The sequence below is a fragment of the Paraburkholderia sp. genome (assembly GCF_024281035.1).
Classification (GTDB): domain Bacteria; phylum Pseudomonadota; class Gammaproteobacteria; order Burkholderiales; family Burkholderiaceae; genus Paraburkholderia.
The window spans coordinates 131,205-142,678 of record NZ_JAMXLH010000029.1; the positions used below are offsets into that span (position 1 = coordinate 131,205).

Here is an 11,474-nt window from a genome sequence, read left to right on the forward strand (position 1 = left end):
ATGATCACGTCGGTGACAAATTGGGTGGATACAGAGCGCAAGCGCGGGATGCGAGATCGCTGCGCGTCTGGCGGGGTACCTGAGCACCTGCTCCTGCTTGATCCGGAGCAACGTGCACTGCTGCAACGCTGGGTGCGGGCTGACAGCATGCGCCGTAGCCGAGCTGCGCTGTTGAGCGAGGCCGGACCCGCGGCGATTGAGCGTGCCGAGGAACTTTGTGAGCGATTGCTGTGTGAAGGTTGGATCGTACGACGCGAGCGGCTCACCAACGGTACATGGCAATGGGATTCGATTACGTGGCGTGATCTTCCTCGGTTGCAGTCGATATTGGCAGTCTCCAGTCCGCGCCAACGTGCAGAACAACGGAAGGCGCTTGTCGAGCAGGGCATGGCTTGGTTGAGGTTGCGATCCGAGCGGGGTGCTGCAGGTGCGGTCGATCCCGATCTGTTGGACGAGCTTACTCGGGCCTTGGCGCAACTGGGTGAAGACAAGACGTTGCGCCTCGACCTCCTCGGCACGCGCCTCGATTTGCTCCGGGCCGTCGCGGCCTGGCATGATGCAGGTGGCCAGGGGACTCGCCGCGATTTTGCGTTGCAGGCGCGCGGGACGACCAAGGCGATTACCGATGCCGACTGGCGGTGGTTGGATGCTGCATTCGACTTGGAACGTTTGCGTATCGCGCGGTTCGCTCCTGTAGCCTGGCTTGCAGGAGATGTTTTGCTGAAATGGGCTGGGCAGCCGGTGCACCTCCATCCTTTGCACTTTGTAGCACTGCCGTTATCAGATCTGTCACGCGCCGAGGCTGTCTCAACGCCAATCCGCTGGTGGCTTATCGAAAACCGCGCTAGTTTCGAACGTCAAGCGCTAAGGCGCGGGTCCGGTACAGGTCTGGTGTGGATGCCTGGGCGTCCCTCCGCGGCATGGCTGGACGCTATCGGTCATCTGTTGACGCTTTCGCCCGCACCGGCCTGGATCAGCGCAGATGCCGATCCGGCGGGCGTGGACATCGCCTGCACCGTTGGGGGACTCTGGCAGGCGTACGGCCTGACTTGGGAGCCATATAAAATGGACGTGAGTCAATGGGAGGATACTTCGCAGCGTTGGCCGCTTAACGAACATGACCGTAAGCTGCTCGCCGTCCTATTGGCACGGCCCGATCTGCCGGCCGACTTGCGCAAGCTATGCGAAGCGATGCGGCGAGACGGTCGCAAGGCAGAGCAAGAGGGTTGGGTTTGAACTGAGGCTCAGCCGGTGCTGCTGCAGTGCGCTTCGTGTGCGTCTGGTGGGAGAAACGGCCGGAGCCGATGGCCATGGTACCGGTTGGCTATACCAGGACCGCATTGGAAAGTGCGTGACGGTATCGATGACGGCATCCGCGCAGAAATCGTCTTCGGATGCCCAATGTTAGTGAGCTTTCAACGAAGATTCTCCGATGCAGTCTGTCCAAAGCTGATAACTGCCGGCGGTTTTTCCGGTATCGCTGACGGTATCGTCGATGAATGCGTTAGCGGCACCCCGTCCCCGCAAGGGGACAGCCGCTGGATTGACAATCGAGTGGGAGTGAGAATTCCCGTTAAATCAGGGGCTTGATCGCGTCTCGCCGTTGCGCATTCGCTGATGTTGCGATAGTTCGTGACCGGGTTCCCTGGTTCAGTTCGTCTGCTGTCCAGGCTCAAATTTGGACAGGATTTGGACAAGAAAGAAACGGCTTGGCAAGTTGCCAGGCCGTTTTGCGTTGTAGTCTGATCCCGGCTGTGCGGCGACGCTGTCCTTTCAATTTGAGCCCGATGCGTTCGTGGTTGTAGTAGATGTAATGTCTCAGTCCGGTGTGCAGTTGCTCGGTGCTCGTGAAGTAGTGTAGCGTAAGCGCTTTGCGTCGCGCCTCGAACACCTATTGCCGCAAGGCGCCTTATCAATGGTTCAATTTCTACGATTTCTGGGTGCGCCCCAGTGGGGGAGCGAATGCCCGGGACTGACCTGAAGGATGCCGCAGGCAAAGCGAATGCTGTGGTATTTGGCGATCGCCATCTGACGATCGAGGACGTGGTGGCCGTCGCACGTGACGGCGCCGGTGTGCGCCTGAATGACGATCCGGCCTGGCGAGAGCGTATCGCGCGCGGCGCGGAATTTTTGCGCCGGCATCTCGAAACTGGCGCGACCGTGTACGGCGTCAACACGGGTTACGGTGACGCCTGCATTGTCGACGTGCCGATGGCGCTCGTCGAGGATCTGCCGTTGCAGCTCATGCGCTACCACGGCTGCGGCATGGGCGAGTATCTGGACGATCCCTCGGCGCTCGCCGTGATCGCCGCTCGCCTGAATTCGCTGGCGTTTGGACTTTCGGGCGTGCGCCCGGTGCTGCTCGAACGGCTCGCCGATCTCATCAATCATCGCATGCTGCCGCGTATTCCCGCCGAAGGTTCGGTCGGTGCAAGCGGCGACCTCACGCCGCTTTCGTATGTCGCGGCGGCGCTGGCCGGCGAGCGCGGCGTACAGTTTCGCGGCGCGCTGTGCGAGGCACGCGACGCGTGGCTCGCGCTCGGCCGCGAACCGCTCACGCTCGCGCCCAAGGAAGGCCTCGCACTGATGAATGGGACGGCGGTCATGACGGGCCTCGCGTGTCTCGCGTTCACGCGTGCCGCGCAACTCGCGCGTCTGACCGCGCGACTCACTGCGCTCGCAACGGTGGCGCTCGACGGGCGTGCCGCGCATTTCGACGCGTTCATCTTCGAAGCCAAGCCGCACGCCGGGCAGGGCGAAGCGGCGGCCTGGATTCGCTCCGATCTGGCCGGGCGTCCGGATACGCCGGGCCACCGGTTGCAGGACCGCTATTCGATCCGCTGCGCGCCGCACGTGATCGGCGTGGCAAACGACGCGCTCACATGGATTCGCCGCGACATCGAAAACGAACTGAATAGCGCCAACGACAACCCGCTGATCGATCCCGACGGCGAGCGCGTGCTGCACGGCGGTAACTTCTACGGCGGCCATATCGCGTTCGCGATGGACGGCCTAAAGACAGCCGTGGCGAATCTTGCCGACCTGATGGACCGGCAGCTCGCCTTGCTCGTCGACGACAGGTTCAACAACGGTCTGCCGCGCAATCTCACGGGTGCGACGAGCGAGCGCGCGCCGATCAATCATGGCTTCAAGGCCGTGCAGATTTCGTCATCGGCGTGGACGGCGGAGGCGCTCAAGCACACGATGCCCGCGAGCGTGTTCTCGCGTTCGACGGAAGCGCACAACCAGGACAAGGTGAGCATGGGGACGATCGCGGCGCGCGACTGTCTGCGCGTGCTGCAACTCACAGAGCAGGTCGCGGCGGCGCATGCGCTCGCCACCGTGCAGGCCGCGCGCCTGCGGCTGCGCGGCAACACCGCCACGGTAATTCCCGCGCCGCTTGCCGCGTTCATGGATGACGTGGCCGCTACGTCGCCATTCGTCGATGAGGATCGCTCGCTGGAACACGAACTGCGCGCGATGGCGAAGCGCATCGCAGCGGGCGACTTTGCGCGTGCGCAGCAGGAGAAGTAGCCATGAGTGGATCGAGCGAGGCAACGCCTGCGTTGAGTGCAAGCGCGAACGTGGAAGTGCCGTTCCACGACGTGGACGTGCTGAACGTGTGCTGGCATGGCCACGATCGAAGTACCGTGGCATCAAGGTTGATTCAGTTTGATCGAAAATGCCTACATGGTGCCTACACTGACTCCAGAAAGGAAATAGCCCGGCCGCGATGACCGGGCTTTTTGCTTGATATCTTTGGTAGGGCGTGAGTGGCTCGAATACTCGCCTACGGATTAAGAGTCAGGAATAGCATCCCAGTGCGGGCGTTTATGTTGATATGCAGGCCCGTGACTGACAGGATTCGACGAGTACGATTGTGCGGAGTGTCCCTTGCCCGCAAGGCGAATTGCCGCCATTGGATGCGTAGCATGGTTTCTGCAAGCTCTGCCGGGACCGCATTGGAACGTGCCTGATGGTATCGAAGACGGTATTCCCGCAGAAGCCGTCCTCAAGTTCCTGGGGGTTGCGATCTTTCAGCGGAAGCGCAGGTTGGTTCTCCGATACAGTCTCCTCAGAGCTGACAACTGCCGACTGGAATTTCCGGTATCGCTGACGGTATCGACGCCACGTGACCAGGCGGAAACGCGGTCCCCACAGGCCTCCCGCGATGCCGTTGACAACCGAGTGGGAATAAGCAGCAAATCATCCGCAATAAAAACAAAATAAAAACCCGGGCTGAATCTCCCAGCCCGGGTTTGACAGAACTACATTTCGGCCTTACTTACCCGCGGTGTACTTGAACTCGATAATCGACCCGGGGTTATCGAGCTTGAACGACGCATTCCCCGCTTCGGTCGTGCCCAGGCCGGCGGTGTCCGTCGCGACATAGATGGCCGAGCCGTCATGGCTCGCGACGATTTCTCGATAGCGGTTAATCGAGCGGAACAGCGGAACGGCGTCACCCATCGCAACGCTATTGGTGGCATCCAGCTTCACGCGGAACACGAGACCGCGCTTAAGCGACGTGATCAGCAGCGAATGCTCCCAGCCCGGCACGCCGTGCGGGCCGCCCTTGTAGTACGTCACTGACGATGGCGCGATAGTCGGCCAGCAGATGAAGTACAGATTCTTGTCCGCGCAGACCGGATCGTTGAAATCGAAATTGCTCGGTACGGTGTAGAAGGTCTTGATCGGTTCGACGAAGGCCGGATCCGACCATTGCGACTCCTTCATTACCGGCACGGCATCCGGCACCTTGAGGCCGTTTTGCGCAGGGTCCTTCTCCTTCTCCGTCAGCGCCTCGCAGCCGCCTTTCACAGCCGACCAGTTCGCATACGCGTAACCGGAATCGTCCTTGCGGCCCGCGACGTGCGGCCAGCCATAGTTGCCGCCCGGCACGATCAGGTTCAGTTCGTCGTCGGTGTTCGGACCATGCTCGGCCGCAAACAGCCTGCCGTTCGGCGAGAACACCATGCCCTGCGAGTTACGGATCCCGTACGCATAGATATGGCTTTTAACGCCGTGAATCACCGGGTTGTCGTTCGGGATCGAACCGTCGATGTTCAGACGCAGGATCTTGCCCTGGTACAGCGAGTAATCCGCCGCCTTGATCTGGGCTTCAGTGGGAATATCCTGCGCGTGATTCGGCTGGCAGAGATAGGAGAACTGGTTGTGACCCTGGTCGCCGATCGAGTAATAGAGCTTGCGGTCCGGGCCGAACAGCAGGCGCGCCGACTGATGGTCGAAGCTCGACGGCATGCCCTTGATCAGGTCGACCGGATGGGCGAGCTTGCCGGTGTTCGCATCGTACGTATAGCGGCGAATCAAGGTGGCGTTAGGGGAGTCGCCGCCCTTGCCGGTTGCGTAGGTCATGGAAACATAGACGTAGTCATGCCCCTTTCCCTTGAGTAGCTCCGGGTGGAGCGCAATGCCGAGCAGGCCGTTCTGATGCCCCTCGTCGTAGACCACATCGGGAATCTCGGCCAGCACCGAAAGATTGCCGGTCTTGGGATCGACGCGCAGCACGCGCCTCGTGGCCTGTTCGGTCAGCCAGAGTTGCCCGTCCGGCCCCAGCACCATGTTGTGCGGATTTTTGAGGCCGGTAACGAGCACGCGCTTCGTGAAGTGATCGGGCAGCGCCGCGAAATGGGTGCCTACCGGAGGCGGCGAATCGGCGTAGGCGGCCCCTGCAGAAAAAACGAGCGGAGCGATTAATGCGCACAGGATTTTCTTGTTCACTTGCAGACCTCATTATTGATGAAACATCAACCCCGGAGAGGGACAGCACGCGTCGGCAAACAGGATCGTGTAGCGATAAAACGGGCCATGCTGGAATCGGCAGGGGAGCGGCGACTCCGTAAAGAAAGCTGTATCACCTGGAGCGGATACAGGCTTTACGAAGGATTGGGGACCCTGATCTACAAGAGCAAACTCAGTAATGCTAATCAGCCTGGATAATCGACGAACACCTGCCATCGGGAAAAACAGTTAAACCGCTGTTACGTACGATGGCGCTTGCTGTGCGATTTCCCCATCCAGATCGAGCTAGGCCGGTTTTCAGCTTACAACACGAGAGATATTCTCGATTAGGGAGTATTTCCCGATTTTTGTTGTGTAATTGTCAGGTTTTAGGCCCGGAATGATCCGCCATGTACGGTGCGGCGTTCCGCGCAAGCGTGCGCTATCGCTGGCGGTCTCGAGACACGGTAAAATCATTAAGTTGTTGTCCGTGAAAGAGTTTTTTATGCCGTCAAAGCTTATGTGAGAAAGAAGTCGTGTCGCAGGGACGGAAACCGCGCGCCACCGCCTCGCGCGTCCTGCGCAGCCGGTCGGGCGGTGAACCGTATTTGACGCCAGGCTGCGCGCTTCGCCCCAGTTCGTTGCGTGCGCATTTTTATTTCCTGATTATTTCCTGAAACTGGGCAGAATCGTTGGCCGGATACGCCGCACTGAGGCGACCGGAAAAACATGACTTCAAACGATAAAAGCGGCCAGCTCAAACGCGGCCTCAAGAACCGCCATATTCAGCTGATCGCACTCGGCGGCGCAATTGGCACGGGCCTTTTCCTCGGCATCGCGCAGACGATCCAGACAGCCGGACCTTCGGTGCTGCTCGGCTACGGCATCGCGGGCATCATCGCGTTCTTCATCATGCGCCAGCTCGGCGAGATGGTCGTCGACGAGCCGGTCGCAGGCTCGTTCAGCTATTTCGCCGACAAGTACTTCGGTCCGTTCGCAGGCTTTCTCTCGGGCTGGAACTATTGGGTGCTGTACATCCTCGTGAGCATGGCCGAGCTGTCCGCCGTCGGCATCTACATGCACTACTGGTGGCCGAACCTGCCCACGTGGGTGTCGGCGCTCGCGTTTTTCGTGATCATCAACGCGATCAATCTCACCAGCGTGAAGTCGTATGGCGAACTGGAGTTCTGGTTCGCGATCATCAAGGTGCTCGCGATTGTCGGCATGATTGCGTTCGGCGGCTGGCTCCTCGTGAGCGGTCACGCCGGTCCCGACGCCAGCGTGGCCAACCTCTGGCGGCACGGCGGCTTTTTCCCGCACGGCGTGAGCGGCCTCGTGATGGCGATGGCCGTCGTCATGTTCTCGTTCGGCGGCCTCGAACTCGTCGGCATCACTGCCGCCGAAGCCGACGATCCCTCGCACACGATCCCGCGCGCAACCAATCAGGTCATCTACCGCATCCTGCTTTTCTATGTGGGCGCGCTCGCCGTGCTGCTCTCGCTGTATCCCTGGCAGAAGGTGGTGACGGGCGGCAGTCCGTTCGTGCTGATTTTCCACGCGATGAACAGCGACCTCGTCGCCGGTGTGCTTAATCTCATCGTGCTGACGGCTGCGCTCTCCGTGTACAACAGCGGCGTCTACTGCAACAGCCGCATGCTTTACGGCCTCGCGCAGCAAGGCAATGCGCCGAAGTCGCTGCTCAAGGTCAACCGCCGCGGCATTCCGCTGGCGGCGCTCGGCGTTTCGGCGCTCGCGACCGGCGTGTGCGTGATCGTCAACTATTTCATGCCGGGCAAGGCGTTCGAACTGCTGATGGGGCTCGTCGTGTCGGCGCTCATCATCAACTGGGCGATGATCAGCCTGATTCACCTGAAGTTCCGCCGCGACAAGGCGCGCGCCCGGCAGACGACGATGTTCAAGAGCCTCGGGTATCCGTTCACGAACTATTTATGTCTGGTTTTCCTCGCGGGCGTTCTCGTTGTAATGTATCTCACGCCGGAATTGCGGATTTCCGTGTATCTGCTTCCGGTGTGGCTCGCCGCGCTCGCGCTCGCGTACCGGTTCTGGCAGCGCAACGCGGGATCCGCCCTGCAAGGCGGTGCCGCGACGCGCCAGGAGCATACTGATCGTCTTTCATCCTGAACAGCCCATTTCGCAAACACCATGTTCGAACACATCGACGCCTATCCCGGCGACCCGATCCTCACGCTGAACGAGAACTTTCAGAAGGATCCGCGCCAGAACAAGGTCAATCTGAGCATCGGCATCTACTTCGACGACGAAGGCCGCCTGCCCGTGATGCAGGCCGTCCGCACCGCCGAAGCGGCGCTGCTCGAAGAGCCGGGACCGAAGCCCTATCTGCCGATGGCGGGTTTCGCCCAGTATCGCGACGCCGTGCAGGCGCTCGTGTTCGGCGCGCAGTGCCCGTCGCGCACGGCGGGGCGCATCGCGACCGTACAGACGCTCGGCGGCTCGGGCGCGCTTCGGGTCGGCGCGGATTTTATCAAGCGCTATTTCCCGGCGAGCGAAGTCTGGGTGAGCGACCCGACGTGGGAAAACCATCGCTTTATCTTCGAGCGCGCGGGCTTCACGGTGAAGACCTACCCGTACTACGACGAGGCGACGGGCGGCCTGAAATTCGACGCGATGCTCTCGGCTATCGACGCGCTGCCGCCGCAGAGCATCGTGCTGCTGCATGCGTGCTGCCATAACCCGACGGGCGTCGATCTCGACCGCGCGCAGTGGGAGCAGCTGATCGACGTGCTGCAAAAGCGCAATCTGCTGCCGTTCGTCGACATGGCGTACCAGGGTTTCGGCGCGGGCCTCGACGACGACGCGTTCGCCGTGCGCGAGATCGCGCGCCGCGGGCTTCCGGCCCTGATCGCCAACTCGTTCTCGAAGAACTTCTCGCTCTACGGCGAGCGCTGCGGCGGCCTGCACGTGGTCTGCGAAGACGCGGCGGCGGCCGATCGCGTGCTTGGGCAGTTGACGGGCTCGGTGCGCTCGAACTACAGCAATCCGCCCACGCACGGCGCGAAGATCGTCGCACGCGTGCTGACCACGCCGGATCTGAAGCAATCGTGGGAGCAGGAGCTGGCGGCCATGTGCGAGCGTATCGCCCGGATGCGCGTCGCGATTCACGACGGCTTGCGCGCGTATGTGAGCGGCGAGGCGCTGTCGCGCTATATCCGCCAGCGCGGCATGTTCACGTATACGGGCTTGTCGGCCGATCAGGTCGAGCGGCTGCGCGAAGAGTTCGGCGTTTACGTGCTGCGCTCGGGCCGGATGTGCGTGGCAGGGCTTAACGACAAGAACGTCGGGGTCGTGGTCGACGCGATTGCCAAGGTGATCGCACACTAGGCATCTCTGCGCTTCGCGCGCGGTGCACGGCCGTCAGGAGGGCCGTGCCGCGTGCGAAGCCGCTTCACACGGTACGTTCGTACGCCGCTTACGGGCTGCTCGCATCACGGCATTGGCCCGATCAAAGCCTTTCGCTGCCAGCCCAACACGGTGGTGCCGTCGCTGCCCGCGCGGCGCCATTCAGAACCGGATGCCGGTTCATGCGGCATTCGACAGCGGGCTGTCAAGCCATTCACGTCGACGGAAGCCACGACAGAGCCTGACGGTCCTCCAGGTCACGCCCTGATAGAATGCGTGAGCCGCAACGTGATGAATTACCGATGAAATTGCTTGATGCCCTCGTCGAACAACGGATTGCCGCCGCAGCCGCGCGCGGGGAATTCGACGACCTGCCGGGCGCCGGATCGCCCCAGGAATTCGACGACGACCTGTTCGTCCCCGAAGAAGTGCGTGTCGCCAACCGCATTCTCAAGAATGCCGGGTTCGTGCCTCCGGCTGTCGAACAGTTGCGCGCGTTGCGTGACCTCGAAGAGGAACTCGCCAAGGTCGGCGACAAGGCGGCGCAATGCCGTCTGCGCGCGCGTTTGCTCGCGCTCGACATGGCGCTCGAATCGCTGCGCGGCGGCGCGATGGTAGTGCCGCAGGAATACCGCCGGCGTATCGCCGAGCGGCTTTCAGGGCGTGCCGCGAATCCGCAACCCGCCCAGTCCACTCAGCCTGTTCAGGCGGAGGCGCAGTGAACACGCCGGCCGCCACACCGGCCGCGCCTTCCAGCGTTGCCGTCGACCCGCAAGATCGCGCCGATGCTACGCCCGACGCTGTTGAGCCAGGCACGTCCACGCCTTCGCAACTGCCCGATCCCGTGAGCGAGCGCGACCGCCATTTCATGCGGCTTGCTCAACTCGCTGCCGAAGATGCGCGCGCGGCGGGCGAGGTGCCCGTTGGCGCGGTGCTGGTGCGCGGCGACGAGGTGATCGCGACAGGTTTCAACCATCCGATCGGGGCGCACGATCCGTCCGCGCATGCCGAGATGGCCGCGCTCCGTGCGGGCGCGAAGGCGCTGGAAAACTACCGTTTGCCGGGCTGTGAGCTCTATGTGACCCTCGAACCGTGCCTGATGTGCGCGGGCGCCATCATGCACGCGCGGATCGCGCGCGTGGTCTACGGCGCGCACGACCCGAAGACGGGCGCGTGCGGCGGTGTCGTCGATGCCTTCGCCAACGCGCAGTTGAATCATCACACCAATGTGGTGGGCGGCGTGCTCGAAAGCGAATGCGGCGACGCGCTGCGCTCGTTCTTCGCGGAGCGACGCCGGGCGAGTCGCGCGGCGCGCCGCGCCGTAGCAGGCGAGACGCCGTCGGCGGATGACGACTCCGCCAGCACGGGCGACACCCCATCCCAATCGACATGACCAAGCATCGCACCATCGAACTGATTGCACCGTCCGGTTATCCGCCCGATCCGATGGTGGTCGAGCGTGCGCTCGATCGCCTGCAGGCCGAAGGCCATCGCGTCGACGGCATCGCGGCAACCGAGCGGCGCTACCTGCGCTTCGCGGGCACCGACGGCGAACGTGCCGCCGAACTCAACCGCCTGGCCGACCCGTCGCGCGACTTGCCCGATATCGTGCTCGCCGTGCGCGGCGGCTACGGCGCCGTGCGCCTCCTGCACGGGCTCGATTACGAAGGCCTGCAGCGGCGGCTCGCCGGGCGGCCGATTGCGTTTTGCGGCCATAGCGACTTCACTGCGATCCAGCTCGCGCTGCTTGCGCGCGCGGGACTCACGACGTTCGGCGGCCCGATGCTCGTGAGCGACTTCGGCGCCGAGGATCTCAGCAGCTTCACGATGCAGCACTTCTGGGACACGCTCTCGAAGCCCGATTTCACGCTCACCGTGGACGCCCCGCAGGCGCAGACCGCACATGTTTCGGGCACGCTCTGGGGCGGCAACCTTGCCATGTTGACTTCTTTGATCGGCACGCCGTTCATGCCGCCGGTGGAGGGCGGCATTTTGTTCCTCGAGGACATCAACGAGCAGCCGTTTCGCATTGAACGCATGATTTATCAGTTGCACCTCTCGGGGATTCTCGGGCGCCAGCAGGCACTCGTGCTGGGCGACTTTTCGGGCGGCAAGCCGTTCGACTACGACAACGGCTACGACCTGGACGAAATGATCGAGCAGGTGCGCTCGGTGGTCGGCGTTCCGGTCATCACGGGCTTGCCGTTCGGGCATATCGCGGACATGGTGACGCTGCCGGTCGGCGCGCAGGCGAACCTGCAGGCCACACCGCTCGGGTTCAAGCTGGCCGTGAGCGGATATCCGCATCTCGGCTGACGCGGGGGCACAAAAGCGCTTTCGAGCGCTTTTTTTAC

8 protein-coding genes and 2 pseudogenes are annotated in these 11,474 nt (G+C 62.4%); 8 read left to right on the forward strand and 2 right to left on the reverse strand.

Annotated elements, in window-relative coordinates; genetic code table 11:
* Positions 1-1,236 carry a DUF2399 domain-containing protein gene (locus Q0L30_RS09670; RefSeq protein ID WP_296654377.1) on the forward strand — a complete coding sequence of 412 codons (1,236 nt, stop codon included), beginning with the start codon at positions 1-3 and terminating at the stop codon, positions 1,234-1,236.
* A gap of 436 nt (positions 1,237-1,672) precedes the next feature.
* Here Q0L30_RS09670 and Q0L30_RS09675 read toward each other — a convergent pair.
* Positions 1,673-1,861, reverse strand: a pseudogene (locus tag Q0L30_RS09675) (hypothetical protein); the annotation flags it as partial.
* Positions 1,862-1,962: 101 nt separating this feature from the next.
* On the opposite strand from Q0L30_RS09675, the gene hutH reads away from it, so the two are divergent.
* Positions 1,963-3,534, forward strand: coding sequence for a histidine ammonia-lyase (gene hutH / locus Q0L30_RS09680; protein ID WP_296654378.1), 1,572 nt, complete (start codon positions 1,963-1,965; stop codon positions 3,532-3,534).
* 2 nt (positions 3,535-3,536) lie between these two features.
* Positions 3,537-3,638: pseudogene (locus Q0L30_RS09685) on the forward strand (acyl-CoA thioesterase); the annotation flags it as partial.
* 643 nt (positions 3,639-4,281) lie between these two features.
* Here the strand turns inward: Q0L30_RS09685 and Q0L30_RS09690 are convergent.
* On the reverse strand, positions 4,282-5,742 hold the full coding sequence (locus Q0L30_RS09690; protein WP_296654380.1) for a glucose/sorbosone family PQQ-dependent dehydrogenase: 1,461 nt from the start codon (positions 5,740-5,742) through the stop codon (positions 4,282-4,284).
* A 729-nt stretch (positions 5,743-6,471) separates the two neighbouring features.
* Here Q0L30_RS09690 and Q0L30_RS09695 point away from each other — a divergent pair.
* The 5 genes from Q0L30_RS09695 (at position 6,472) to ldcA (ending at position 11,436) form a co-directional block, all read left to right on the forward strand.
* Positions 6,472-7,884: an amino acid permease gene (locus tag Q0L30_RS09695; RefSeq protein ID WP_296654382.1), complete on the forward strand. Its 1,413-nt coding sequence runs from the start codon at positions 6,472-6,474 to the stop codon at positions 7,882-7,884.
* A 21-nt stretch (positions 7,885-7,905) separates the two neighbouring features.
* Entirely contained in the window at positions 7,906-9,102 is a 1,197-nt protein-coding gene (locus Q0L30_RS09700) for an amino acid aminotransferase (protein WP_296654384.1), read from the forward strand.
* 320 nt (positions 9,103-9,422) lie between these two features.
* Positions 9,423-9,842: a DnaJ family domain-containing protein gene (locus tag Q0L30_RS09705; protein ID WP_296654386.1), complete on the forward strand. Its 420-nt coding sequence runs from the start codon at positions 9,423-9,425 to the stop codon at positions 9,840-9,842.
* Positions 9,839-10,513 (forward strand): tRNA adenosine(34) deaminase TadA, encoded by a 675-nt coding sequence (tadA, locus tag Q0L30_RS09710; RefSeq protein ID WP_296654388.1) that lies wholly within the window; start codon positions 9,839-9,841, stop codon positions 10,511-10,513. The genes Q0L30_RS09705 and tadA overlap by 4 nt, the downstream gene beginning before the upstream one ends.
* On the forward strand, positions 10,510-11,436 hold the full coding sequence (gene ldcA / locus Q0L30_RS09715; protein ID WP_296654389.1) for a muramoyltetrapeptide carboxypeptidase: 927 nt from the start codon (positions 10,510-10,512) through the stop codon (positions 11,434-11,436). Before tadA ends, ldcA begins: the two co-directional genes overlap by 4 nt.
* Positions 11,437-11,474: the final 38 nt, after the last annotated feature.